The 25,256-nt window shown below is 47.3% G+C and carries 21 protein-coding genes and 1 pseudogene; 3 read left to right on the top strand and 19 right to left on the bottom strand.

Annotation, left to right across the window (positions count from 1 at the left end):
* Positions 1–31: 31 nt before the first annotated feature.
* The 4 genes and pseudogenes from U0358_RS00655 to U0358_RS00670 all read right to left on the bottom strand — a co-directional run bounded on the left by U0358_RS00655 (position 32) and on the right by U0358_RS00670 (position 7,127).
* Positions 32–2,194, bottom strand: coding sequence for a S9 family peptidase (locus U0358_RS00655; RefSeq protein WP_322406659.1), 2,163 nt, complete (start codon positions 2,192–2,194; stop codon positions 32–34).
* Between the two features lie 188 nt (positions 2,195–2,382).
* Positions 2,383–2,898 (bottom strand): DNA starvation/stationary phase protection protein Dps, encoded by a 516-nt coding sequence (gene dps, locus U0358_RS00660; protein ID WP_322406660.1) that lies wholly within the window; start codon positions 2,896–2,898, stop codon positions 2,383–2,385.
* A gap of 206 nt (positions 2,899–3,104) precedes the next feature.
* Positions 3,105–4,118: pseudogene (locus U0358_RS00665) on the bottom strand (NADH:flavin oxidoreductase/NADH oxidase); the annotation flags it as partial.
* A 291-nt stretch (positions 4,119–4,409) separates the two neighbouring features.
* Complete coding sequence (locus U0358_RS00670) at positions 4,410–7,127, bottom strand: TonB-dependent receptor (protein WP_322406661.1); 2,718 nt, start codon at positions 7,125–7,127, stop codon at positions 4,410–4,412.
* Between the two features lie 237 nt (positions 7,128–7,364).
* On the opposite strand from U0358_RS00670, the gene U0358_RS00675 reads away from it, so the two are divergent.
* Positions 7,365–8,597: a ParB-like protein gene (locus U0358_RS00675; protein WP_322406662.1), complete on the top strand. Its 1,233-nt coding sequence runs from the start codon at positions 7,365–7,367 to the stop codon at positions 8,595–8,597.
* 113 nt (positions 8,598–8,710) lie between these two features.
* Here U0358_RS00675 and U0358_RS00680 read toward each other — a convergent pair whose 3' ends face one another.
* The 4 genes from U0358_RS00680 to U0358_RS00695 form a co-directional block, all read right to left on the bottom strand.
* Positions 8,711–9,130 (bottom strand): organic hydroperoxide resistance protein, encoded by a 420-nt coding sequence (locus U0358_RS00680; protein WP_322406663.1) that lies wholly within the window; start codon positions 9,128–9,130, stop codon positions 8,711–8,713.
* 123 nt (positions 9,131–9,253) lie between these two features.
* On the bottom strand, positions 9,254–9,709 hold the full coding sequence (locus U0358_RS00685) for a MarR family winged helix-turn-helix transcriptional regulator (RefSeq protein ID WP_322406664.1): 456 nt from the start codon (positions 9,707–9,709) through the stop codon (positions 9,254–9,256).
* Between the two features lie 71 nt (positions 9,710–9,780).
* On the bottom strand, positions 9,781–10,458 hold the full coding sequence (locus U0358_RS00690; protein WP_322406665.1) for a TorF family putative porin: 678 nt from the start codon (positions 10,456–10,458) through the stop codon (positions 9,781–9,783).
* Entirely contained in the window at positions 10,439–12,559 is a 2,121-nt protein-coding gene (locus U0358_RS00695) for a methyl-accepting chemotaxis protein (RefSeq protein WP_322406666.1), read from the bottom strand. Before U0358_RS00695 ends, U0358_RS00690 begins: the two co-directional genes overlap by 20 nt.
* 217 nt (positions 12,560–12,776) lie before the next feature.
* Between U0358_RS00695 and U0358_RS00700 the strand changes: the two genes are divergently transcribed.
* Complete coding sequence (locus U0358_RS00700) at positions 12,777–13,061, top strand: sll1863 family stress response protein (protein WP_322406668.1); 285 nt, start codon at positions 12,777–12,779, stop codon at positions 13,059–13,061.
* Between the two features lie 24 nt (positions 13,062–13,085).
* Here the strand turns inward: U0358_RS00700 and U0358_RS00705 are convergent, their stop codons facing one another.
* The 8 genes from U0358_RS00705 to U0358_RS13185 all read right to left on the bottom strand — a co-directional run bounded on the left by U0358_RS00705 (position 13,086) and on the right by U0358_RS13185 (position 22,064).
* Positions 13,086–13,322: a hypothetical protein gene (locus tag U0358_RS00705; protein ID WP_322406669.1), complete on the bottom strand. Its 237-nt coding sequence runs from the start codon at positions 13,320–13,322 to the stop codon at positions 13,086–13,088.
* Positions 13,323–13,413: 91 nt separating this feature from the next.
* A complete protein-coding gene (locus U0358_RS00710; RefSeq protein WP_322406670.1) occupies positions 13,414–14,097 on the bottom strand; it encodes a response regulator in 684 nt (227 codons plus the stop codon).
* A 1-nt stretch (position 14,098) separates the two neighbouring features.
* Positions 14,099–16,780, bottom strand: coding sequence for an ATP-binding protein (locus U0358_RS00715; protein ID WP_322406671.1), 2,682 nt, complete (start codon positions 16,778–16,780; stop codon positions 14,099–14,101).
* A gap of 21 nt (positions 16,781–16,801) precedes the next feature.
* Complete coding sequence (locus U0358_RS00720; protein WP_110012935.1) at positions 16,802–17,524, bottom strand: TorF family putative porin; 723 nt, start codon at positions 17,522–17,524, stop codon at positions 16,802–16,804.
* Between the two features lie 10 nt (positions 17,525–17,534).
* Positions 17,535–18,143: a potassium-transporting ATPase subunit KdpC gene (gene kdpC, locus U0358_RS00725; protein ID WP_322406672.1), complete on the bottom strand. Its 609-nt coding sequence runs from the start codon at positions 18,141–18,143 to the stop codon at positions 17,535–17,537.
* Positions 18,144–18,153: 10 nt separating this feature from the next.
* Complete coding sequence (gene kdpB, locus U0358_RS00730) at positions 18,154–20,172, bottom strand: potassium-transporting ATPase subunit KdpB (RefSeq protein ID WP_317498064.1); 2,019 nt, start codon at positions 20,170–20,172, stop codon at positions 18,154–18,156.
* 2 nt (positions 20,173–20,174) lie between these two features.
* Complete coding sequence (kdpA, locus tag U0358_RS00735; protein WP_322406673.1) at positions 20,175–21,899, bottom strand: potassium-transporting ATPase subunit KdpA; 1,725 nt, start codon at positions 21,897–21,899, stop codon at positions 20,175–20,177.
* 9 nt (positions 21,900–21,908) lie between these two features.
* Entirely contained in the window at positions 21,909–22,064 is a 156-nt protein-coding gene (locus U0358_RS13185) for a potassium-transporting ATPase subunit F (RefSeq protein WP_411161935.1), read from the bottom strand.
* 138 nt (positions 22,065–22,202) lie between these two features.
* Here U0358_RS13185 and U0358_RS00740 point away from each other — a divergent pair, with 138 nt between their 5' ends.
* Positions 22,203–22,451, top strand: a complete 249-nt coding sequence (locus tag U0358_RS00740; RefSeq protein WP_322406674.1) for a hypothetical protein — start codon at positions 22,203–22,205, stop codon at positions 22,449–22,451.
* 23 nt (positions 22,452–22,474) lie between these two features.
* Here the strand turns inward: U0358_RS00740 and U0358_RS00745 are convergent, their stop codons facing one another.
* The 3 genes from U0358_RS00745 to U0358_RS00755 form a co-directional block, all read right to left on the bottom strand.
* Positions 22,475–23,089: a hypothetical protein gene (locus U0358_RS00745; protein WP_322406675.1), complete on the bottom strand. Its 615-nt coding sequence runs from the start codon at positions 23,087–23,089 to the stop codon at positions 22,475–22,477.
* Positions 23,090–23,283: 194 nt separating this feature from the next.
* Positions 23,284–24,342, bottom strand: coding sequence for a helix-turn-helix transcriptional regulator (locus U0358_RS00750; RefSeq protein WP_322406676.1), 1,059 nt, complete (start codon positions 24,340–24,342; stop codon positions 23,284–23,286).
* A complete protein-coding gene (locus U0358_RS00755; protein ID WP_322406677.1) occupies positions 24,323–25,228 on the bottom strand; it encodes a GGDEF domain-containing protein in 906 nt (301 codons plus the stop codon). Before U0358_RS00755 ends, U0358_RS00750 begins: the two co-directional genes overlap by 20 nt.
* Positions 25,229–25,256: the final 28 nt, after the last annotated feature.

The raw sequence follows: 25,256 nt of genomic DNA on the forward strand, positions 1-25,256 counted from the left end.
TTTTTATCAGTTCGAGACTGTGTGAACTGGCTTATTTGCCTTTCAGTAAATCGAGAAAGAAAGCGTATTCCAGCGCCGTGTTTTGCAAGCGCTTAAAGCGCCCGGAAACACCACCGTGACCCGCTTCCATTTCGGTTTTAAACAGCAGCAGATTATCATCGGTTTTATAATCTCTGAGCTTAGCGACCCACTTGGCCGGCTCAAAATACTGCACTTGCGAGTCAAAGAGTCCGGTGGTTACCAGCAGATTAGGGTAGTCCTGTGCGCTGATTTGATCATAAGGTGAATACGACAGCATATAGTCGTAATAAACTTTCTCTTTCGGGTTACCCCACTCGTCAAACTCGTTGGTAGTGAGAGGAATACTCTCATCCAGCATGGTCGTCACAACATCGACAAAAGGCACATGCGCCGCTACGCCAAGGTAAAGTTCCGGAGCCTGATTGATCACTGCGCCCATTAACAGACCACCAGCACTACCACCCATGGCAAAGACTTTATCCTCTGCGCCATAGCCTTGCTCAACCAATGCCTTAGTCACATCGACAAAGTCATTAAAGGTATTTTTCTTGCTCAGTTTTTTGCCGTCTTCGTACCAGGGACGGCCGAGCATTTGTGAGCCGCGAATATGGGCGATAGCAAAAACAAAGCCGCGATCCAGTAAGCTTAGACGGTTGCTGCTAAAGCTGGGTTCTGAAGTAGAACCGTAAGAGCCATAACCGTATTGATATAGTGGGCTGGTGCCGTCTTTTTTAAATTTGTCCTTACGATAAACCAATGTTACCGGAACCTCAGCACCGTCCCGGGCTTTAACAAATAAGCGTTCGGAAGCATAGTTTTCAGGTTTAAAGTCGCCCAGTACTGGCTGTTGCTTTAACAGGGTTTTATCCAGGCTGTTAAGATCCACATCATAGTGGCTGCCCGGAGTAGTCATGCTGGTGTAGTATAGGCGCAACTCAGGGTTATCGGCTTCTTTGTTGCCATAAAAATACAGCGTGTAAGCTTTATCCCGGAAGGAAAGCTCTTGTTCATCACCGGTATTTAGATTTCGCACAAACACCTGGGTCTGGCCACGCTGGCGCTGTTTATAGACCAAATGCTGGTCAAACAGCTCAATGTCTTCCAGTCGGGTGTCTTCTTCATGCGGAATAACTTCCTGCCAGTGTTGTTTGTCGCCAAGCTTATCGGCGCTTACCCGCATCAGGCGAAAGTTCACAGCATCCAGATTGGTCAAGACATAATAATCATTGCCGTGTTTCGCTATGCTGTATTCCAGGCCGTCTTCCCTTGGGACAAAGGGTACAGGTTTGGCGTTGGGATCATTGGCATCGATAAGTGATACAGCTTTTGACTCGGTCGCGTCATGGACAATATAAATTTGAGAGTCGTCTTTACTCTTGCCGATGCCGGTGTAAAAAGTTGTGTCCTGCTCTTCATAGACCAGCTCATCTTGTTGCTGTTCGGTACCCACTTTATGACGATAGACTTGATAACCTAGCAGGGTTTCCGGGTCTTTCTTTATGTAGTAAAAATGCTGCCCGTCGTTGCCCCAGACAATACTGCCCGACGTATTTTCGATTTGATCCGGGAGTAACTCACCGGTCTTCATATCCTTGAGTTTAATGTCATACATACGGCGGCTAACGGTGTCTTCACTATAGGCTAGAATCGCATCGTCAGGACTGACTTCAAGGCTGCCTACGGAGTAATAATCCTTACCTTCAGCAAGCTCGTTAACATTTAACAAAATTTGCTTGTCGGTACCGGAAAAATCTTTACTGCGAACGTAAATCGGATACTCGTTATCGCCTCGCATTTCTGTTGAGTAATAGTAGCCGCCGTCACGCACTGGCACGGAGTTATCATCTTTGGCAATGCGGCTTTTCATTTCTTCAAACAGCTTTTGCTGCAGATCTTCCGTGTGAGCCAGCATCTTATCCGTATAAGCGTTTTCAGCCTCAAGATAAGCCAGTACTTTAGGGTCTTTACGTTCATCGTCCCGCATCCAGTAATAATTATCGATGCGGGTATCGCCATGAATGGTCATTTCATGAGGGACTTTTTCTGCTATCGGAGCTTCAGTACTTTCTTTAGCGGTTGATGAACTGGTTTCGGTGTTTTGACTCGCCGGAGAGCAGGCCTGCAATAATGCAGCACTTAATAAAGCAATATAAAGGGGACGAAGCTTTTGCATGTGGGGATCTCGTTATGATGATTATTTTTAATTCAAATGATATTAACAAAGTTATAAATTGTTAGCTATATCGGGGGGAGTCTAGTATTGATAGGCATTTCTTAACTGCAGTAGCCTGGCTTTAAAAGCAAAAAGCCCAACAACATCGTTGCCGGGCTTTCAGAGTGTTTGCTAATTGTGCAAATTAATTAGCTTTTGAGTTCACCCGATGCTGATTCAATATGAGCACGGACGAACCACTGGAATTGTTCAAGCTCGGCAAGTTGGCCAGTGAGCATGTCCTCTGAAACAGGGTCAAGTTCAGAGAGCTTATTGAGTGCATCTCTGTGGTCTTTATTAACACCGTTGTACACTTTATCAAGTGCAACTAAATGTTCAGTGACCAAGCCTCTGCCTATCGAATAGTCTTTCCATGAACGGCGGTCCACAATTGACTGCGGGGTACCGGCGGGTACGCCGCCTAAGGTCGCTATGCGCTCTGCGATGGTATCGGTCATTTCACGAACGCTATCAACCTGTGGGTCCAGCATTTCATGTACGCCAATAAAGTTTGGACCAACCACGTTCCAGTGAACATGTTTAAGCGTCAGTTGAAGGTCAAGCAGTGCAACCAGACGGTCGTCGAGCAGCGCTATAGTGTCTTGGGCAGACTTATCTTTTATCCCAGGGGCGGTGAATTCAGCTGTTTTATCACTTGTATTCATTATTCCTCCTGTTATTTGTTCATCACCCCTTCATACGCGTAAATCGACGCAATGGATCTCTACGCTTAGCAAGCAACGACGGCCACCCTATATGGTGGCCGTCGTTGCCGAAAGCGCGAAAAACTTATTGCCTAGTAGCGTTCAAGCCAGTGCGCATAAGGCGCAGGTAATACCCACGAAGGCTTATCGACACGCAGTGCTTTGGCTGCATTGTAAGGCCAGTGAGGGTTCTCCAGATGAGCGCGACCAACCATGACTAAATCCAGTTGTCCTTGTGCAACCGTGTGTTCTGCCAGCTGAGGTAAATCGATGCCCCAAGCGGAAGCTACTGGAATATCTGCTTCTTTACGAATGCGCTCCGCAATAGGCGCCATAAAGCCTGGGCCCCAAGGGATTTCGGCGTTTGGTGTTGAGAAACTGATACTGACATTTAAAAAGTCCAGTCCCTCTGCTTTTAGCAACTGAGTCAGTTTAACGGACTCCTGCATCTGCTGCTCGTCATTACCATCAAATTCAATCACACCAAAGCGCGCGGTTAGCGGGAAGTTATCTGGCCATACTTGTTTTACCGCACGAACTGTCTCTACCAGGAATCGGGAACGGTTCTCAAACGAGCCACCATATTCGTCAGTACGCTGGTTCGCATGAGGGGAAAAGAAGCTCTGCCCTAAGTAGCCGTGAGCAAAGTGCAGCTCAAGCCATTCAAATCCTAAGTCACGAGCTCGTTCCGCAGCGGCAACAAAGTCGTTTTGCACGCGTTTTATGTCGTCCAGCGACATTTCTTCAGGTTCGCGAGGCAGGTTTGCACCAAAAGCGATAGGAGAGGGCGATATTGTCTGCCAACCTTTAGCATTACCTTCCGCTATATGATCGTCACCGTCCCATGGACGGTTTGCGCTGGCTTTGCGTCCAGCATGACCAATTTGAATACCGGCAACGGCGCCTGCTTTTTTTATATTTTCTACAACCGGCGCAAAAGCATGTGCCTGTTCGTCGCTCCAGAGGCCTGTGCAGTTAGGGGTAATACGCCCTTCAGGTGAAACCGCGGTGGCTTCGACAATCACTAAGCCGGCACCGCCACGCGCCAGGCTGGTGTAATGGCTTAAATGCCAGTCGTTAACGACACCGTCTTCAGCCATATACTGGCACATTGGGGGAACGGCTATGCGGTTACGCAAACGGACGTCTTTTAACTCGAACGGTTGAAATAGTGCGGACACCTTAAGTACTCCTGTTAATTACTGCGCTTGCTGTCAAAGCAATTTTGGGGAGCCTATACTAGCTCGGAAACTCGTTTGAGATAATTAGAAATAATCTATTTCAACCATCGAAAAAGTGAATGTTTACAACTCATTTTTATTTTCACGATAATTGCACTTGCTGTTGCCGATTGATGAGAGTTATCGAGCAACTTGAAAGGCAGGGCCCTGAGGTTAAAAATGTAAGAGGTTGGAGACAAAAGCGCAAACTCCCTGTGATAAGAGTTTGCGCGCAAGTTTTATAATCCAGCTTTAGAAGCTGCCTTTGAGACCGAGAGAAAAGGTCGGGCCATATTCTTCGAATTGGAGTATGTAATCACGAGACCCCTGGTAAAGCTCTAACGGTTCATCGTTGATGTTAGTTGCTTCAAATACCAATTCAGCTTTCTTTGAAAGACGGTAAGAGGCTGTTAAGTCCAGCTGAGTGTGCGGCGAAGTGTAGATATCATAACGGCGATCATCACCAACTTCGTCCAGCGACTCATCGCGATGACTTAGGCTCAACCGGGTACTAAACCGACCGCTTTCGTAGCCAACAAAAGCGTTGCCGGATAAGTCGGCCGCTTCGGGAATTGAAAAGCTTTCTCCGTCGCGTTCCAGGAGTTCGAGCTCGGTATCAAGTAGAGTTATATTGGCACCAATTAACAGGCCTTCCAGGCTACTGCCAACAAAGCTGTGCTGCCAGCTAGCTTCAAGTCCTTTGACAGAAGCACTGATCGCGTTAGCTGGCTGCTCTACTTCAAAACCCGTGAAACCATCTACGTTGTTGCTGACAGTATCAACAATATAGTTGTCAATGTCTTTGTAAAAACCGCCGAGAGTGAATAGGCTGCTTTCTGCGTAGAACCAGTCGAACATCAAATCAAAATTCATCGATTCGTATGGGTCAAGCTCGGGGTTGCCAAGTTCGGCTTCCATGTCGTCACGGTTAATTTCGGCACGTGGCGAAATGTCATTAAAGCTTGGGCGTGCAATAGTGTTCGTCCAGGCTCCACGTAAACGCATGTCGCTGGAAAGGTCGTGTAAAACATGGATGCTTGGCAAAACGTTAGTGTAGTCGCTGTCGGCAAAGCGTGAACCGATGGTTAGGTCACCCTGTTCGTCGAACAGCAGCTCTGTGCCTTCAGCCTCGAATTGCGTTTGTTCAACGCGGACGCCCGGAATTATGCGGGTACGTTCTAAATCAAAGGTCCCCATCAAGTATCCTGCGTAGACATCTTCACTTGCTGTGAAGTCACCTCCGGCGCGTAGAGCCCGGTTTTCGGCAACGTCCTTGTCGCGTTCAGAGAACAGCTCGGTGTTTTGATAATAGTAATCCAGATAAGCTTCCTTGCTTATTCCATCGCCAAGGTTACCTAGCCCGTATTCCGGTGACCCGGTGGTCAGGTTATCGAGAGAGTAGTCAGGAACATCACGGAACTCATATTCATTAACGTCCGCATCTTTATCTTTCATGCGCACATCAATACCGGTTTTCAAGGTGAGAGAGGTGATTCCGAAGGCGTAAGGTATTTCCGCGTCGAGGCCGAAGCTGACTTCGTCATCATCAATTAATTTTGGCTCTAAAACGGCGCGGTCTAAAACAAAATTGCTGTTGTCTAAATGGCGTTGACTTAATGTGTCGCCTTCTAAGATACGGAAAGACGGTAACCCTTTACCAAAAGACACCTCAGAGCTCAAGCCTTCCAGTGTTGACTCAAAGCGACCTTCGTTTTCGTCAAGCACGCGCTCTTCGGTTAGGGTATAGCCCGCACGGTAATTCAGAGTCCAGTCTTCAAACCGGTTTTCGCCGCCAATGTCCATTGCCATGGTCTTTTGTTCTTTGGTACGGAAGCGAATGCGGCGCTTCATGCTATCTGCGGGTAAGTCCACGCGGGCGCTGGTATCGTTGAATTCCGTTACGTCGCCATCTTCGAAGCTAAAAATGCTGCGTTGGCGCGTTTCTTTATCGGTGAACTCACTGTACATAGTGTTGAAGTAAACACGGGAATTGTTATCCGGGCGATACTCAAGGTTTAGGTTGCTACCGAGGCGCTCGCGGTTCACATAGTATTTACGCTGCTGTAGTTCGATTATGGAAAATACTTCGTCGTCACCGAAATCGACCTCATCGTACTCTGCCTCAACGTTGTCAGATTCCAGTTTGCGGTCAAGATAGTTTATGCCAAAAGCATAGCCAAACTTATCACTTAACTGATCGCTGATGTTGAATTCCACTTTCGGGCTCACTTCGCCGCTTAAGTCGTTATAGGAAGCTTCCGCACGATACCGTACCTGCTTATCCTGACGGTCAAATGGCGAGGGTGTTTCAATGTTGATAGAGCCGCCTATCGCATCGCCGGGCATATCTGCAGTTGGGGCTTTTACTAAGGACAAGCTTTCAACTGAACCAGTGGGAATGACATCAAGGGCTACTGCCCGCGAACCGTCTTCCGGTGTTCCGACTCTTACGCCATTTATAGTCACAGCATTTAAGCCAGGAGAGATACCCCGGACGCTAACGAAACGACCTTCCCCTTGGTCACGGGAAATGCTTGTGCCGGGCAGACGTTGCAATGACTCAGCGACATTCTGGTCAACAAACTGACCCATATCATCAGAGGCGATAAAGTTAGTGATAGCATCGGCTGCACGGTAGTCGTTTAACGCCCGGTTACTTGAATCACGCTGGCTGGTAACTTGAATGCGTTCAATGTCTTCTTCGGTATCAAGCTGGATATCCAATTGCTGGGTGCCGTCTGAGCTCTGTACAACTTGTTGTTTTTTTGGGAGGCCAATATATTCGAATATTAATGTCTGCTCACCTTCGCTAATTTGCTGTAGTGTGTAGCGGCCCTGGTTGTTAGTGAAGGCACTTTGCGCTGTTCCGGCGACAGTGACACGAACTCCTGCCAGAGGGGAACCGTCAGATGTCGTGACTTGACCTTCAACTGTTGTCGCAGCATAAACAACAGAACTTACTGGAGCCATTAGGGCAGCTAAAATACTGTAACTTAACAAGGTTTTTCTATTACTTCTAAAGAGTGACATAAAATATCAGTCCCTGAGTTTAATTGTGGAATGCTTTCTTCAAATATTTCGCACCGGATTGTAAGGCGTTTTAATGACACCTTTATTTCAAAAAGGTGACGACTAGGTAACGATGCAATGGCTTTGTCATAAACGTTCTTTATACTTGAACCCAAGGAAAGCAAAAGGGAGCTTAAAATGTTGAGGTTTTTTGTTGTTGTCTGGTTCTTATTCAGCAGTGCAAATGCAGAGGAAGTTCAGCTCAGAATTAGCCAGTTGCACCCAACTCAAGCCGTTATTTCTCACGACCAGGTCGCTAATAAAATCGCTAAATATAAGCGCGACGACAAAGCTTTTCAAAAAGACCTTATTGAAGAGCCTTTTAAAACCGCTGTACTGGGTCCGGAAGGGCGTTACTACCTGACCGATGGCCATCATACTTTCAGTGCTATGGTCGAATTCAGCCCCCGTGGCGACGAACAGCAAGTGACGGTAGAGATCACTGCGGATAAATCCAGCCTCTCCGAAACCGACTTCTGGCAGTGGCTTAAAGATACCCATCAGACCTGGCTTCATGACAGCAACGGGCAGCCAATTTCCCATAAGGCAATTCCTGAAACTGTGGGGCGTAATAGGCTAGATGATGACCCAGTGCGTGGTGCAATGTACTTTTTGAGGGGGCATTACCTGGAAAAACCTGAGAACCCGATACCGTTTTTAGAGTTTTACTGGGCAAATTATCTTCGTCAGCATACTGCCTTGTCGACTCCTCCGGAAACAAGGACCGCACTAAATGATGCTAGGTGGTATGCCGCACTTGGTAATTTTATTGCAGAAATACCCAGTCAGACACCCATTGGCCCCAACGGCGAATCCGCTAAAGTTATGGGGCAACTTGAAATTCCGCAGTACAGCCAGCCTGTCATCGATATTTCAGGCTATTCGAAAAATGAAACGACATGGCCTGCAATTGTTGAAATTCCAGCCGGAAGCCGCCAAAAGTGGCAAATCAATAAACACCAAACTGACATGCTTGAGTGGGAAATGGAAGGTGACGTTCAACAACCTCGCTACATTGACTATCTGGGTTATCCGGCAAATTACGGAGCTATTCCCGGCACTTTGTCAGATAAAAAGTCCGGCGGAGATGGCGACCCACTTGATGTGCTGATACTAGGCGAGGCTTTGCCCAGAGGTATTGAGGTACCAGTTAGGATCATCGGACGTATGACCATGCTGGATAACAATGAGCGCGATAATAAATTTATTGCAGTCGTACCAGAGCAACCGCCTTTTGGTCATATTTCTTCAGTGACGCAGTTAAAGACGGAGTTTCCGGGCGTGACTGATATTTTCAGGACCTGGTTTACCAATTATAAGGGCAAAGGGAATAGAGCGACTCAACTAGGAGTTGATGATCAGGTGCCGTAGTATTGCGTCTGTTATGAATGTATCGCTCTTGGGTGATATCAAACCATAAGGACGTGAGCCGATACGCTAAGTCGGTCGACCCACATGCTTAATGATTTTATGGTTAACTGCGGTTACACAGTGACGTTCAGGCGCACGTCGACATTATTACGCGTCGCGTTTGAATACGGACAAACTTGGTGTGCTTTTTCAGCAATAGATTCCGCTTCGTCCTGGCTCATGCCTGGCAAATGAATGTTCAGCGTGGCTTCAATACCAAACCCGCCTTCAATCTGGCCAATACCTATTTCAGCTTTAACTTCAGTGTCTTTGGGCAGTGTGACTTTTTCCTGCCCGGCAGCGAATTTCAGTGCGCCGATAAAACAGGCCGAATAACCGGCCGCAAACAATTGCTCAGGATTGGTACCGTCTCCGCCTGCGCCACCCAGTTCTTTAGGCGTTGTCAGTTTTACTTTCAGTTGGCCGTCGTCAGACTCTGACTGACCATCGCGTCCGCCGGTTGATGTTGCTACCGCTTTATACAGAATATCCATAACGATTACCTTGCTAGTTGGTGTGTTGAGAATTAACACACATAATGTTATTGCAATAATGGTTATCGCGATAACAGTATTTTCCGAATAGTATTATCGATATTTTCGATGCATTTGATTTGGTTAGCGGTCGGGCTTGTCTTGTAGCTGTGCCCGCAGTGATTCAAGGGTGTGTTTTAAGGCAAGGGCTTCATTAGGCTCAAGCTTAGAGGCACAGAAAACCTGCTCCGGAACATCGCAGGCAGACTGTTCCAGTCGCCGACCTTGTTCGGTGAGGTATAAATGCAGCTGACGCTCATCGTCGGTATTGCGCTTTCGAATTATTAACCCGCGTTGTTCCAGCCGCTTAATAACCGGACTTAAAGCGCCTTTTTCCTGGAACAACTTGCGGCTTATTTCAGTAATGGTGACACCATCTCGCTCCCATAAAAGCAGTAAAATAAGGTATTGCGGATAGGTCAAATCAAGCTTGGAGAGCAGAGGTTTGTAGAGCTTGTTCATTGCTAGCGAGGTTGAGTACAACGCAAAGCAAAGCTGGTTATCCAGCCTGAGCGCTTTATTACTGCTATTGTCTGCCATGCGTTGCTCCTTTGTCGTCTGTTTCAATGATACGCAAAGTCAGCTTACAAACAAAACATTTGTGACATCACTTAAAAGGTGTAAGTCACGTTCGCTGTCAGGGTATTACCGCCACCCCAGTCACTACTTAGAGTGGTGTGATTATAGGAAACCATGAAGTTCCACTGCTGCCAGTTTCTGTCATAAGCTATCCAGGCGTGGTTATAATGGTCACGAGTATCCCATTGAAAATCTTCAGAATCCAAAGAGCGCGACTGACTAAAACCTAAATTGACACCATTTTCACCATCGCTGTAAACCTGATAAAAAACCGCTGCAACCAGATGTTTGGCATCGGTACCGGCGTAGTCCCAGGCGTACCAAAGTTGAAAACGGAAGTCGCTGACATCAACCGCGGCTGTTGTTTCTGTGTAGTTTATATCGCTGCCTTCACCGTAATAACTGTAATATAAAGCACCCAGTTCAACGCCAATCTCATCATTCATTTGCCAGTAGCGTCCACCAAACGCGTCCAGCTCCAGCCAGGTGTCGTCTCCAAAATCGACATTGGAAGCAAAACCTCCGGCATACCAGCCGTTGTCGAAGTTTTTATTGGCAATAAACTGTAGCGCCGGGTCGTCGCTTGTTTGTGTGACCCCATTAAATAAATAGTCGCTGGTTGCCGTTGCGGTTAAGTCCCAGGATGCCTGTGAGGTCCCGCTGACGAGTAAACCGAAAAACAGGGCTGTATTAATCGCTTTTAAGTGCATTGAGTTGCTCCTCCATTTCGCCTGAGGCGTTATCCAGCGCACTGCTAATCTGAGTAATCTGGCCCGACAGTTTTTCTAAATCGTGCGTAGCGTCACTGATAGCGCTGATGTTTCGACTGATTTCTTCACTTACTTGATTCTGCTCTTCTGCGGCTGAAGCTACCTGGAACGCATTGTCATTAATTGACTGTACTTGTTCGGTGGCTGAATTGAGCTGCTCAGATGCTTGCTGTGCGCCTTCAAGTGTCTGTGTCACTTTTACGGCACTGCTTTCCATTTGCTGAACACTTGCCTGAACCTGTTTTTGCAGACCCTGAATCAAGCCGTTAATTTCTTCGGTTGACTGGCGGGTACGCTGTGCCAGAGTTCTCACCTCATCGGCGACCACGGCAAAGCCACGGCCCTGGTCGCCCGCCCGCGCGGCTTCAATAGCGGCATTTAATGCCAGCAGGTTTGTTTGTTCGGCAATGCCATCAATGGTCTGCGTAATGCCGGTCACTTCGTCACTGCGGGCAGCAACTTCGGTAAACTGGTGACGCGCCTGGCCGAATTCTTCAGCCACTTGCTGGAAGGCTTTTAGGGTTTGGTTGACCAGACTATTGGCTCTTGTCAATGACTTACTCGACTCTTCAGCGCCTTGTGCCGTGTCACTGGCTAATGATGCAACCTGATTCGCTGTTGCGGTCATTTCATTCATGGCGGTAGCCACTTGCTGTACCTGGTCGGCCTGTATTTCGGTAGCACTGGAAGCCTGTTTCGAGCTGTCTAGCATATGACGGCTTTCCATCGCGACGTTTTCGGCAACTTGTTTTAAAGCGCGGACTAAATCGCGAAGTTTGGCAGTAAATAAGTTAAATCCGTCGGCCAAGTCGTTTAATTCACTGTGCGAGGTTCGTTCTAGCTGTCGGGTAAGGTCACCCTCTGCACCGGCTAACTCCTTCATTAGCATACTCAGGTTATTCAGCGGGCGAGTCGATGCGCTGACCCAGAAAAAGACCAGAGTAACAAATACGGCCAATAGTAATGCTGCAATTAGTAGTAAGCCCCAGACCGTTGAGGCTGTATCTTCTTCGAGACTTTCAGACAGTTCGTGAACGGTTGCAAAAGCTAATTCGCGGGGGACGGAGACAATGATCCACCAGGTGGTATCAGAGGCTTCGGTATAAACCGGTTGTTTAACCACTATGTTGTCGGCGACGTTAAATTCTGACTGGCCGGGACTGTCGAGAAGCTCAGCTAAGTCGGCATTAATAGATTCCAGCGACTTCCCGAGGCGGTCAGGGTGTTGGTTACTGGCGACAACGAAGCCGTTGCTGCTGACCAGAAACATATTAGCTTTGCCCTGATAAAACTCCTGGGATTGTTGCTGAATACGTTTTTGCAATACCGGTAAATTAATGTCTACACCCGCAACACCGCGAAATTCGTTATTAACAACAACAGGGTAAACCAGCGAAGTTAACAGCATTTCTTCGCCGGGGCTGATCTCATATAAATAAGGCTCTATGAGGCAGGGCTTTAAGCTATCACGGCTACAAAGGTACCATTCGGCTTCGCGGAACCCTTGTTCAGTTAAATTTGTAAGATATTTCTCTGACGTGTCTTCGGTCTCGATAAATCGAGCCTGATCTGCGCCTTCCGATACCCAGTAAATTTCCAGGGTACCCTGATTCGACGTATGTGGCTCACTGGAGCTGTATTCGTCATCAAGTGCGTCGTAACCATTGGGTTCGTATTGGTTATATATAGAAGACACTGATGGGTGGGCGAGCAACAAATTTCTGGTTAAAAACTGTACTTCACCCCTAGTGTAAGGCTCTCCCCCACTGCCTACGGCAGTATGGCGCATGATAGACGCAAGGCCTGCCGGAATATCGAAGCTACGGTTCAGCAAAGCCTCAGTATTGCCGGCAAAGCGCAATGCTGTGTCATTTAAAGATGCGGTTACTTGCTCTTCCAGAGGCTCACTAATTTGCTCAATAGCATTTTGTCCGGCCTGGTTCATTGAGTACCAGCTGTACAGTGTCAGGGAGCCCATGCTTAGTATAAGCAGGCAGGCGGCACCAAATATAAGTTTAAAACGCAGTGACGCTGTTTGCATAAAAGTATCCAGACATTCGATATAAAGGTTATATAGCTATATCGGACATAAAGTGCAAACAATGAGCAAAAAATGCGCTAAAAAGTTATTTTTTGTTAATAGTGCTAAAGCGCCTTATTTGCTCTCGATCAAAAATGTCGCTTGATCCCCTAGATATTTTTGACCATGCTTATTTTGATTAAGTTACTAAGTAACGGTAAAAAACTTGGAGGTTTAAATGGAAAACAAAGACGCATTTGAGAAAAAGCACGAAGCAAAAATAGAGGAAATGAAAGCTGAGATTGACCGCTTAAAAGCCAAAGCAAAGCAGTCAGAGGCGGAATCTGAAATTAAGTACAAAGAAAAAATAAGTGAACTTGAATCGTTAAAAGATGATGCAGAAACTAAGCTGGAAGAGGTTAAGAAATCCAGCAAAGACGCATGGTCTGACGTTAGTAAGGGACTGGAGTCGGCGACAGAGTCTTTATCAACGGCGCTGAAATCGGCCAGTCAGCAATTTTAAAAATAAAGGGCAAAGGGGTGGCAGCTAGCTGGCTGTTAGCCACCCCGCAAAAAATGCTGCGACAAGTGCCCCGGCAATAATACCGATAAACCATGCAGCCCCAGCCCGGTTTCCTAAATTAATTGTCCAGCCAAGTATTGGATAAAATTTCGGCACCCAGCTGCGCGTATCTTTCTTGCTAAAGTATATGCCGAGCCACAAAGGCCGTGACCAGTTGCTTTCGTCACGCCATTCCTGAGAATTGATTTCTTCTTGTGTCATGCCTGCTCCAGACTGAGGGTTTTATTTTTATTAATGTAGTCCCAACAGCAGCTTATAGCCAACCTTTAGGCTCTAGGGCTAATTGCTCTTATTAACCGTCAACACAAAATCGGTAGCCTATACCGGCTTCGGTTCTTAAGTATTTGGGTTCGGTTGGGTCGTCGCCCAACTTTTGCCGCAAGTGGCTAATTACAATGCGCAGGTAGTGAGTGTCTTCTTTGTGGCTCGGCCCCCATATTTCACTTAACAGCTGGCTTTGGGTAACCACACAATTGGGTTGTTTTACCAAGCGGGAGATCACCGCATACTCTTTCGGTGTAAGTTCAACGGGCTGTCCCGATTTCTTGACTATGCGGCGTGACAAATCAAAAGACAAGTCGTCTATTTCAAGAAGTGGTGAGGTGTCTGCTTGTAAGTGATCTCGCAAATTAGCTCTAACCCGGGCCAGTAGCTCTTCGACACTAAAAGGTTTTGTCACGTAGTCTTGAGCGCCATAGTCCAGGGCGATGATTTTTTCCTGATCCTGATTGCGTACTGATAAAACGATAACTGGCACAGGCGACCATTCCCTAATTTCTTTTAACACTTGTTTGCCGTCGATATCGGGCAGCCCTAAATCCAGAATGACAAGGTCGGGTTGCTGGCGGGCAACGCAACTTAGTCCGTCAGTACCGTTTTCCGCTTCGGTGACCTCATGGCCTGCACTAGACAAAGCGATTTTAAGCATGCGACGAATTTGTTTCTCATCATCAATCACAACAATTTTTGTTGCCACGTTACGACTCTTCCTGTTGGTTATTTCCGTAGTCTAACGGCAATGTAATTTCGAAACGAGTACCTACACCATCCCTGGCAGAGGTTGCGACAACGTTGCCGCCATGTGCGCCGATCATACCTTTACAGATGGCCAGTCCCATACCCGTATTTTGTTTTTTCTTGTCACCGTCAGCAACAATGTAAAACATATCAAAAATTTTATCGCGCTGGTCAGATGGAATGCCGGGGCCCCTATCCTCTATGGCGATTAAACATTGCGCGCGGCCTTTATGCAGTTCAACAAAAATAGGGGATTCATCGGGACTGTATTTAGCCGCATTTTCAAGGATATTAAAAATTGCCTGTTCAACTAATGCCGCATGAACGTAAAGCAGAGGCGGTTCACCCATTCGTTCAATTTGTACGTTGGTTGATGGCCAATAGCGCTTTAATCGTCTAATGGCACTGCCGATAATGTCGTCTACAGAAACCCAGTCGCGCTCAATTTTTAGTGTGCCGTGACCAAGGCGGGTCATATCCAGTAAGTTCTGAATGTAGCTATCAAGCCGCTGACTTTCTGAAATGATGGTTTCAATTAACTCTATTCTGTCCTTATCGGGAAGTTGGTTATGCAACAGTTTTAGACTTTCTGCTGCCCCCATCATAGCCGATAGTGGCGATTTCAGGTCATGAGACACCGAAGACAACAAGGCCGAACGAAGTTGTTCTACCTCGGTTTTGACTCGCGCACTTTCTAAATCGGAAGCCAGATGAATACGACGCCAGGCATTAGAAGCCTGATTAAGCATGGCGAGAATTAAACTTGTGCTGGCGCTGTTAATGTCATTACTTTGTTCTGTTAAAGGAACGGCAGCGACTGCAACCACGGTGTCATCAACAATCACCGGGTAGGTAGTCGCTTTAGCTGCGGACAGGGTTTCGGTTGTAACCCCCGCACTGGCTTTGTTTTTGAAGCTCCAGCGAATGGCTGCCTCGGTTAATTTATGAGGTGGGGCGGGAGGCGATTCTACAAACCTGAAGTCTGAATCTTCGTCAGGTACTGCAATAAGGCAATCAACTTCCGTTGATTTCCTTAATAATTTACTCAGGCGCTTCCATAAGCCCGTTTCATCGCTGACAGTTGCCAGTTCCTGAGCTAAATCGCGTAAGGTTTCGGCATAATGATTGGCTTGTTTGAGCAGTAAAAACTGACTGCGTATGCGTGATGCTGCAGGACCACAGATAAGCCCTATTACTGTCAGAAAGATGAGTGTGGTTACATCGTCATGATTATAAACCATCAAGGTATTTTTAGGCTCGGTAAGCAGGAAATTAAAGCTTAAAAACGAGAGTATCGCGGTAAACATTGCCGGCCGCGAGCCAGAGGTAAGGCCAACGAAGATAACCGCCAGCGTGTAAACTAAAACCAGGTTACCGACATTCAGAAAGTTCTCGAGAATAACGGCTAATAATGAAGCTATTCCAACGCCAATGACACCATGGACATAACCGCTCAACTTGCCAAAGAAGTTCTGAACTGCTGGTGGTGTTAGCTTTTTCTTTTTCTGAACCGGTGTTGATCTGGCCCGGAATACCGTAACCTCAATAGGGAGCCCTAAATTGATTAAATGGTGATACAGGCGTTTTCGCCACCAGTTAAAACGGTTTCTGCGTCCGGCGCCTACCAGTACAGTGCAAACCGCATTATCCTTTATAAATTCGCTGACGGCGCTAATAGTACTTGTTCCTTTAAGTACTTTTGTTTGTGCGCCCAGCTCTTTTGCCAGCGCAAGGTTGAGCTCAATAGTCTGGGATTTTTCCGGGCTTCGGGTTTTGCCGGTATCCACCCAGGCGACAGCCCAGGGAATTTGTCTGCGTTCGGCAATTTGTCGGCCAACCCGAATTAAGTAACGATGGTCGCTGTTTGCGCTAACCAGCACCAGCAACTTATCCATATAAATGCCAAGTCCTGACTCCTGATTAACGGCCAGCTCGCTTAACATACTGGCGTCGACCCGTTCCAACGCTTTTTTCATCGCCAGCTCTCGCAATGCGGTTAAGTTCGCCGATGAAAAAAACGATGATAAAGCTGAACGCGCGTATTCTGGTAAATACACTTTACCTTGTTGCAGGCGTTCAATCAGTGTCGCCGGTGGCAGATCAATAAATCGAATTTCATAGGCACTATCGACAAAATGGTCGGGCACCGTTTCATTCACTCTAACGCCGGTCATTTGCAAAACCAGGTCGTTCACGCTGGCCATATGCTGAATATTTACGGTGGTGTAAACGTCTATACCGGCATTCAATAATTCTTCAATGTCCTGATAACGCCGCTTGTTGCGGCTGCCGGGAACATTGGTATGGGCCAGTTCGTCAACCAGTATCAGGTCGGGTTTGCGTTGCAAAGCGGCATCGACAGCAAATTCTGACAACTGAGTTCCGTGATACTCAATTTGAGTCAGCGGCAGTTGCTCAAAACCATCAGCCATTTGTTGGGTGTCTGAGCGCCCATGAGTTTCGACCAGGCCAATAATGGTTTCCCGACCGCTTTGCTGTTTTTCTTTGGCTGCAGCTAGCATGGAGTAGGTTTTTCCTACCCCGGGTGCCGCACCCAAAAATACTGTCAGGCGTCCACTATTTTCTTGTTCTACACGCTGTAGAATAGCATCTGCCTTTTGCTCGCGATTCGAGTCGTCCATTATTGGCCTCTTCTTAAAAATTTAAAACGACGATGACAGGCTAACAACCATACGACCGTCACAAATGTCGACGCAGGACTGTTTATCAATATCGGTGTCAATATAACCTAAATCCAGGCTGATGCTATCGGTCAGGCTGTAATTTAACGTCACTGACCAGTCCCAGTATGCATCGTCTGTTGTCGGCGCTGCCCCCAAGAACTGCGTCAGTTCATTTTCGGAATCAAACTGATTCAGACCGGCATGCAAATTCACGGACCATTTCTCCGTAAACTGATAACCGTAGTCACCAGCAACGTAGTAAAAGCTGTCGACTCCGGTTCCAAAGTAGTCGTCTGAATAGACTATGTTTAAGTTAAAGTCCCGGAACGTGATGTTGGTGTAAATTTCGTTGTAGTTAAACTCAGCTCCTACACCGTTACCGCTAGGATAAAGGTAGCGAATAACACCAAAATCCAATGCCCATTCATCGTTAAGTGACTGACTCCAGCCGGCATAGATATCGGCTTCGGTACTGCCTTCACCAAAGCCGACATTAGATGCCCAGACACCAGCGTACCAACCATTTTCGAGTGCCAGGTCAAAGCCACCTTGAATAGCTGGATCTTCATTGGTCTGTGACACGCCGCGGAACACATAATCGCTGGTTAATGTCAGGTTCGAAGAAACGCTGTAATCATTTGCTAACGCTGAGCTTGTGCCCAGCGCGCAGGTAACCAGTGAAAAAAGTGCGGTTTTAATCATTTTCACGTTGCTAATCCTCTGTGTTTTCGTTTTTCATGGATGCGTTATCAAGCGCTATATTAAGCTTGAGAACGTTCACCCGGGGTTGACCGAATAAGCCCAATTGCTTGCCTTCGGTGTGTTCATCAATTAACGCCTTTACCTGATTAAGTTGCAGACCGCGAGTATTTGCTATGCGCGGAGCCTGAAACTCTGCTGCTTGTGGGCTAATGTGTGGATCAAGCCCAGCGCCTGAAGCAGCCAGGAGCTCTGGAGGTATCTTGTTAGCGTCCACACCTTCTAAAGCTTGTATGGACTGGCTGCGAGCTCTGACCTGATCACGCAACTCAGGATTAGAAGGTGCAAGGTTACTTCCGCCGGTTCCTGTTGGATCGTATCCCGCGGCGCTGGGACGGGCATAGAAATAATTCGGAGCCTGAAAGTCCTGTGCGATAAGTTCAGATCCAATAGCCTTGCCGTCCTTTTCAATTATGCTGCCGCTGGCCTGATGCGAAAATAACTGCTCGCCGACCAGCGTTGTGGCACCGGTGTAGATAACACCACACACAATAATGAGTGTGGCGCTAAAGCGAATTCCTGTAATGATGCTGCCTGCAGAGCTTGAATTTAATGTAGTCATGACTCGCTCCTTAAATGAACAGACTGACGACTAGGTCAATAAGTTTGATAGCGATGAATGGCAGAACAATACCGCCAAGACCGAATATCAGCATGTTATTGCGTAAGATTTTCTCAGCGCTGTTACTTTTCAGCTTAACGCCGCGCAGAGCCAGTGGAACCAGAGCAGGAATAATCAAAGCGTTAAAAATTAATGCTGAGATAACGGCTGACTGCGGACTGCCTAAATTCATAATGTCCAGTGTCGACATTAACGGCAGGGCACTGGCGAAAACCGCAGGAATGATAGCGAAATACTTCGCAACATCGTTTGCCAGCGAGAACGTGGTCATTGCGCCGCGAGTAATCAGTAGTTGTTTACCCACTTCAACTACTTGCAGCAGTTTGGTTGGGTCGGAGTCCAAATCGACCATGTTACCGGCTTCTTTCGCCGCCTGGGTTCCCGAATTCATAGCAAGGCCAACGTCCGCTTGTGCCAGTGCCGGGGCATCATTGGTGCCGTCACCGACCATGGCGACCAAGTGTCCCTTTGCCTGCTCTTCGCGAATAAGGCTTAACTTATCTTCCGGCTTTGCTTCGGCGATAAAATCATCAACACCGGCTTCCGCGGCAATTGCACCGGCAGTTACATGGTTGTCACCAGTCACCATGACGGTTTTTACACCAAGTTTGCGCAGTCTTGCAAAACGTTCTGCAACACCGGGTTTTATGACATCGGACAATGCAATAACACCCAGAATTCTATCCTGATCGGCGACTATTAACGGAGTTGCCCCCTGTTTGGCGACTTTCCCGATTTCAGCATTAAGGTTGTTTGGCCAGGACACACCCTTTTCTTCCTCGAAGGTGTGGATAGCGTCACCGGAACCTTTGACAAAAAACTCATCGTTGCTGATTTTTAGACCCGAAAGCCGGGTGGTTGGCGAAAAAGGAATAAACTCAGCGCCTTCCGGATAGCTTTCATCTAACCCTTTGCTTTGTTTCGCAAGCTTAACAATGGATTTGCCTTCAGGAGTCGGGTCGTCAACCGACGCCAGATAAGCTGCCTGAATGAGTTCGTCTTTGCTCACACCTTGCGCCGGGATGAAATCAGTTGCCTGACGGTCACCGTAGGTAATGGTTCCGGTTTTATCCAGCAACAAGATATCTATATCACCCGCTACCTCAACAGCCTTACCGGATTTAGCGATAATATTTGAGGTCAAAGCACGGTTCATTCCGGCAATACCAATAGCCGGAAGCAAACCACCGATGGTGGTTGGTATTAAGCAAACCAACAAGGCGATGAGCATGATGTAGTTGAGCTCGACATCGACAAAGGAGGCCAGTGCGGGCAGCGTCATGACGACAATAAGAAAGACCGCAGTGAGTGCTGCAAGCAGAACCGTCAGCGCTATTTCGTTCGGCGTTTTCTTGCGTTCTGCGCCCTCGACTAAACCAATCATTTTGTCGAGGAAACTGTTGCCCGGATCGTCAGACACTTTAATGAGAACTTCTCCGGTCAAAAGCTTGGTACCACCAATAACGCCGGAATGGTCTGTGTTTGCTTCGCGCAATACCGCCGCCGATTCTCCGGTTACTGCCGATTCGTTGACCGTAGCAACACCTTCAATAATTTCGCCGTCGGCAGGAATGTATTCGTCCTGTTGAACCCGAACAACGTCATTTTTTCGGAGATCTGTGGCTTCGGTTTTAACGAACTCACTGCCTTCTTTTTTGAACGCAACCAAGGCTTGTTTCGTTGCGCGGAGACTTGCCGCCTGGCCTCGTCCGCGGGCTTCCGCAACCGACTCTGCGAAATTAGCAAACCACAGTGTTACGAACAAAATTAAAGAAGTGATGAGCTCAAACCCGAAGCTCAGACCACTGGCTATTTTTATGCCTGTGGTCGCGATACAAATGACGGTTCCGATAAGAACCACAAACATTACCGGATTTTTCGCCATATAGCGGGGCGCCATTTTTTTCAGTGCGTCGACCAGAGCGCCTTTTATTGCTGTGGACGACAATGTTTTAGCTTGAGTAGTCATGATTAGCCCTCCACCCCAAATGATGCCAGCTGCAGTGCTTCACCAATAGGGCCGATAACCGCCGCAGGAAGAAATGAAAGAAAGTTAAGAATGAGAATAACCGCTACTAAAGTGACACCAAAAGTCACACTTTCGACGCTTAAGCTTGCTTTGCTGGTTGGTATGGTGCGTTTTTTCGCCATCATTCCGGCTATTGCTAACGGAATAATTAAGGGCAAATAGCGACCTAGAATCAGCACAATGACGCAACTGATGTTCCACCATACGGTATCGTCGCCTAAGCCTTCGAAGCCGGAACCGTTATTAGCAAAAGCAGAGGTGTACTCATAAAACACCTGCGAAATAGCATGGAAACCAGGGTTGCTGTTGCCCGTGAGTGCAGGCAGGGCAACCGTTATTGCAGTAAAGCCAAGAAGAACGATAGTTGGCAAAACAATAAGGCTGCCAAGCAGGGTTATCTCGCGCGTTTCCACCTTTTTACCAAACAGCTCTGGTGTGCGACCAATCATTAACCCGGATAAGAAGACGGCTATCCAGACGTAGATAACAAAATTAACAAAGCCTGAGCCTATGCCGCCCCAAATGCCGTTAATAAGCATGCCCGAGCGAGTCATAAGGCCGCCAACGGGGTTAAACGAATCGTGCATTGAGTTAACCGAACCATTAGAGGTTTGTGTGGTTAAGGTACCCCAGAGTGCCGACAGTTCAGGGCCAAACCGGGTTTCCTTGCCTTCCCAGTTGGAGCCTTCTGCTGCCAGTTCATTGAATGCGGCATTAGGTTGTAGTTCGCTGTATACCGTCAGGCCGATGAAGCTGACGCTGAATACGGCCATCACCACAAATGACATGACTCCGAATTTTTTACGCCGCACCATGCCGCCAGCTAAAAACACAACACCCATAGGTATAAGTACAAGCGCGATGGTCTCGACCGCATTCGATACAGGTGTTGGATTTTCCAGTGGGTTGCTGCTGTTGGGGCCGTACCAGCCTCCACCGTTAGTGCCCAGTTGTTTAATTGCCACCATTGAAGCGACCGGGCCAACAGGAATTGTTTGTTCGGTTACTTCACTCTGAGTGTCCAGGGTTTCGACATTCTGAGCTCCTTTAAAGGTACTGGGTACGCCTTGTGATGCCAGAATGAGCGCAACAACGGCTGCCAGAGGAATAAACACGCGAGTCAAGCCGCGAACGACGTCAACATAGTAGTTGCCTAAATCGCGCTCCTGACCGTCTTTGGCAAATTTTTCGTCGCGACCGCCGACCATACCGCGGAGCATAGCCACGCAGACCGCCAGCCCCATAGCTGGAGTTACAAACTGCAAGGTAACAATTAAGGTGCCCTGTGACAGATAAGACAGTTGTGCTTGACCTGAGTAGTGCTGTTGGTTCGTGTTAGTCAGGAAAGAAACCGCTGTGTGAAGCGCTAAATCCCAGCTAAGCGGACCAATTCCGTCGGGGTTCATCGGTAACACGTGCTGGAACTTCAAAATTAAAAAAGCAATGATGCCCAGTACGAGATTACTTAACAGAAAAGCGACGCCGTAGCTTTTCCAGGTCATAGAGACGCCGGGGTTAATACCAATACAGCGATAAATAACTTTTTCGATAGGGTTAAAAAGTCGATCGGAGAAGTGCGCCTGGCCAGAGAATACACCGGTCATGTAGCGACCTAAAGGATAGGCCAGAGCGACCGCAATCGCCATAATAAGAATAATTTCAAACATAAAGCCCCCTTAAAACTTTTCAGGGGCAAACATCGCTACGGCAAGATATGCCAATAGCGATACGCCAATGAGTAGCAATAACCAAGTCATGTCAATTTCCTCTGTTGATGACTGAGACAATGGCAATGTATTGCGGGTGGGTGTAAATTCTCTAGAACGGAACATTGAAGAGGCGTAAAGATTTCGTAATTTTGGCGAATAACAGGCGAAATGGTGAAATAAAAAATCTAAAAACACGGAGTGAGTTGATATCTCTATCAACTCAAGGTAGCTTCAGTCCATTCTCACTAAACTGAAACCATTATGTCCTCTTTATTAAACTGGATGAAAACTCTGGGCACGATACCTCTAGCCCTTTGCGTTCTTTTTGTTGTCTTTCTGCCGTCGATTTTATTCGCGGCATTTATTGTCTGGATTTTCGACTTGCTGTTTTTAGACCTGGCGTGGATGTCCTGGCCAACTTTTTGGTGGATACTTGGAAGCTGGGCTGTGACTATGATTATTGCGTTAGCTGGTCAAGCCGACAAGATTCTGTTCGGTACCCCGAAGTAAGTTGCCGGCTTAAACCTTATTGCTTATGGGTTGTAGCGTTTGAAAAATAAAAGAACGGATCCATAAGCAATAATTACATAACCAAATAATTCCAGGCCTTCCTGCAAAATTGACTTGAACTTTTGGGTGTAGGCTTCCTCAAGAATTTCATTCCAGAGTAAATTTCCACTGCCTAACGTGCGGCTGAGAACAAGCAGAGTCACTAAACCGATGACTATAAATAAGTAAGGCTTTGTTCCAATAAATTCAGAAGCCGGTTTTATTACTGATTTTTGGCAATAAATGACGACATAAAAAACTGTGGATAGGCTCAATATGGTAGCAGGCCAAACCCAGAAACCGTGCCATATGGCGTCCAGGAAGGAATCGGATTCACGTATCAGTGCACAGGTGAAAAGTCCGCCTGCGAGCGCGAAAAATCCACGACTATCAGGATGTTGCCAAGTACCGTACCAAAAAATGATGGCAGTGAGTAATAGCAGGGTTTCCTGAGAAATTTCGGTTACCGAAAATTCGTTGAGGTTATTGCCAATAACTATGGCGTCGAGGTAAACCGCAATAAAAGGAAGAAGTGCAAAAAAGGTTAATAAAAAAAATTCGCCCAAGGCATAAGCGATACGGGAACACGCTCTTTTCATGTATAAATCTCTTTGTCCAGCATATATGAAACGACAGCAAAACATTTCTGATGCCAACGACGGGTGACGAGAAAGTCACGACTGTGGGCCCAGGTGTGATTAGCGGGACGCGCATTTTACACGCCGAAGCTTAGTTAGCAAGTACGGGGGCTTTTAAATTTATTAAACTTTACGCTTTCACCGCTCAGGTGTTCTCACAAAGTAGGCTTAGATAGGGATAAAGTGGCGTGTTGTTGACGAAGTTCGTCGGGCACAATGCCCAGCCAGCGTTTGCAGGCGCGTCGAAAGTTGTTGGGGTTACTGTAGCCCAGCTTCTGCGCAAGTTCGACGTTGCTGTAGGGGTGTTTTTGGAGCAGGTTCAGCAGTTTGTGTAGCCGCACCAGGTCATATATTTGCTGAAAGCTGTAGCCGTGACCAGCCAGTAGCCGTTTGCATGAGGAAAGGCTAATTCCAATTTCAGCTGCCAGCTCGGTTAGCGAGGCGTCATGGTCCGTTTTAAGCTGATAATCCAGCCACTTAAAAACGCTTAGCATGACAGAGGCTTGAGCCTGTGTCTGATGCTGCATTTGGCAAAAGCTAAGAGCCTGATGATATTGGGCTAAGTTGCGCTCAGGCGAATGTTCCTGAAGCTGTTCCGCCGGAATAGAGAGTCCGCAAATAGGGCGTGAGCTCACCTCTTTTACCCATTTTTTCCAGGTGGGTAAGGGCGAAATATCCTCAGGTAGAGCAACGTGCCACTGGTTAACGGCTAAGCCACGCGCTCTGCCCAGCATTAGAAGTATTGCTACACCAATTTTACAGTTGGCAGAATAGCAGAGTTGATTCATTTTCCCTGACAGCCCTTCAACCGGAATAAAGTCTAGTTGTAAGTAATTTTCAAAGCGCTGGGTGGGGGCAAATAAAAAGGGTTGTATCAAGCTTTGAAAGCGCGACAAATGAATAAGCGCCTGCTTTAGGGTTTGAGCATGAACGGTCAGGTCAATCAGTGGGTTTAGTCTGTCACTGAACAGTGTTTCTACAACCAATTGCCATAAGTGCGGGTCGTTAATTTTTTCTTCGGCAGACGTCAGTAACAACAGCATTTCATGGTCGGTAAGCCGAAAGTTGTTTATTTGCAGTTTCTGTTCAGATAATGAGGTGCCCCTGAAAAGCTCCGAAGAGGAAATGCCGCGCCTCTCGGCAATTGGCAGCAGAGCCCGAATAAAGGGCTTACCAAGCAAACGGCGCTGGTCGCTAGTTGGCCAGGGGCGCATAGTGAGTCATCTCCTCAACTTGCGTGTGTAATGCAGTAATTGCATCAACAGCTGAGAGTTCTTCAACGCGGTGAGTATGCACTTCCACACTCATGTAATTGGGTAACTCAAGTTCGGAGTTTAGATTCTGAGCTATAACCTTCATTAACCTGTCGGCCTGAGATAAGCGAGTTTGCGGAAGCAGTATTAAGAAATGGTCACTGTGTTCCCGGCACAGACAGTCCTGAGGCCTTAGCAGTAACACCATTAACTCGCTGGCCTGATGCAGGAGTTCGTCTCCGGCTTTTGTACCCATTTCATGATTATACTGGGCGAAGTTCTTGAAATTAACGCTAACCAGTACAGTCGACTCTGCATCAGTACTGTTTTGTAACGCTATTTCCCGCTCAACCAGCTTGATAAAATAAGGGGTGGTGTATAGCGAGGTTAAAGGGTCGACCCACTGGTGAGACCGCAGGTTTTTTTCGCGTACCATAAGTTGTCGCGACAGCATTTTGTTTTCACGCCGCCATTCAGCTGCGGCAAAACTAATGATAATCAGCCCCACCGGAAGCGGAAAGGACTCCAGCCAGCTTAATAACCGCAGGGCATCCGGATAGCGAAAAAATTCATCTAGTACGTCCAGCGTCATGGAAAAAATAAGCAATAGACCACCGCTGTAAAAGAGGTTGGTTACGTTTCCCCGTGGCCGGTCAGTAACCGTAAATATGACAATTAAAATGGTCAGGAACAGGGTTGAACCCTCGCCAAGAATGTCCAGCGGATCAATGATTTCATAAGGTTTAACTACACCCAGTTGACTGCTAAGCAGCAAACAAACCAGAACCACTACGGCAATGAGCAGAACTCGCCAGTTGCTGATATAGCGTAAATTAAACAATTGCATTGAAGTCTCCGCATATCTCGGTTTTAGA

The sequence above is a fragment of the Idiomarina sp. PL1-037 genome (assembly GCF_034422975.1).
Taxonomy (GTDB): domain Bacteria; phylum Pseudomonadota; class Gammaproteobacteria; order Enterobacterales; family Alteromonadaceae; genus Idiomarina.

Excerpts from the sequence above, each read along its gene's own strand:
- U0358_RS00690 (WP_322406665.1), bottom strand. The coding sequence starts at position 10,458 with ATGCACTTAAAAGCGATTAATACAGCCCTGTTTTTCGGTTTACTCGTC.
- U0358_RS00745 (WP_322406675.1), bottom strand. The coding sequence starts at position 23,089 with ATGAAAAGAGCGTGTTCCCGTATCGCTTATGCCTTGGGCGAATTTTTT.
- U0358_RS00705 (WP_322406669.1), bottom strand. The coding sequence starts at position 13,322 with ATGACACAAGAAGAAATCAATTCTCAGGAATGGCGTGACGAAAGCAAC.
- U0358_RS00750 (WP_322406676.1), bottom strand. The coding sequence starts at position 24,342 with ATGCGCCCCTGGCCAACTAGCGACCAGCGCCGTTTGCTTGGTAAGCCC.
- kdpA (WP_322406673.1), bottom strand. The coding sequence starts at position 21,899 with ATGTTTGAAATTATTCTTATTATGGCGATTGCGGTCGCTCTGGCCTAT.
- U0358_RS00740 (WP_322406674.1), top strand. The coding sequence starts at position 22,203 with ATGTCCTCTTTATTAAACTGGATGAAAACTCTGGGCACGATACCTCTA.
- U0358_RS00685 (WP_322406664.1), bottom strand. The coding sequence starts at position 9,709 with ATGGCAGACAATAGCAGTAATAAAGCGCTCAGGCTGGATAACCAGCTT.
- U0358_RS00680 (WP_322406663.1), bottom strand. The coding sequence starts at position 9,130 with ATGGATATTCTGTATAAAGCGGTAGCAACATCAACCGGCGGACGCGAT.
- U0358_RS00655 (WP_322406659.1), bottom strand. The coding sequence starts at position 2,194 with ATGCAAAAGCTTCGTCCCCTTTATATTGCTTTATTAAGTGCTGCATTA.
- kdpB (WP_317498064.1), bottom strand. The coding sequence starts at position 20,172 with ATGACTACTCAAGCTAAAACATTGTCGTCCACAGCAATAAAAGGCGCT.
- U0358_RS00675 (WP_322406662.1), top strand. The coding sequence starts at position 7,365 with ATGTTGAGGTTTTTTGTTGTTGTCTGGTTCTTATTCAGCAGTGCAAAT.
- dps (WP_322406660.1), bottom strand. The coding sequence starts at position 2,898 with ATGAATACAAGTGATAAAACAGCTGAATTCACCGCCCCTGGGATAAAA.
- U0358_RS00670 (WP_322406661.1), bottom strand. The coding sequence starts at position 7,127 with ATGGCTCCAGTAAGTTCTGTTGTTTATGCTGCGACAACAGTTGAAGGT.
- U0358_RS00695 (WP_322406666.1), bottom strand. The coding sequence starts at position 12,559 with ATGCAAACAGCGTCACTGCGTTTTAAACTTATATTTGGTGCCGCCTGC.
- U0358_RS00755 (WP_322406677.1), bottom strand. The coding sequence starts at position 25,228 with ATGCAATTGTTTAATTTACGCTATATCAGCAACTGGCGAGTTCTGCTC.
- U0358_RS00715 (WP_322406671.1), bottom strand. The coding sequence starts at position 16,780 with ATGGACGACTCGAATCGCGAGCAAAAGGCAGATGCTATTCTACAGCGT.
- U0358_RS00720 (WP_110012935.1), bottom strand. The coding sequence starts at position 17,524 with ATGATTAAAACCGCACTTTTTTCACTGGTTACCTGCGCGCTGGGCACA.
- U0358_RS13185 (WP_411161935.1), bottom strand. The coding sequence starts at position 22,064 with ATGTTCCGTTCTAGAGAATTTACACCCACCCGCAATACATTGCCATTG.
- U0358_RS00700 (WP_322406668.1), top strand. The coding sequence starts at position 12,777 with ATGGAAAACAAAGACGCATTTGAGAAAAAGCACGAAGCAAAAATAGAG.
- kdpC (WP_322406672.1), bottom strand. The coding sequence starts at position 18,143 with ATGACTACATTAAATTCAAGCTCTGCAGGCAGCATCATTACAGGAATT.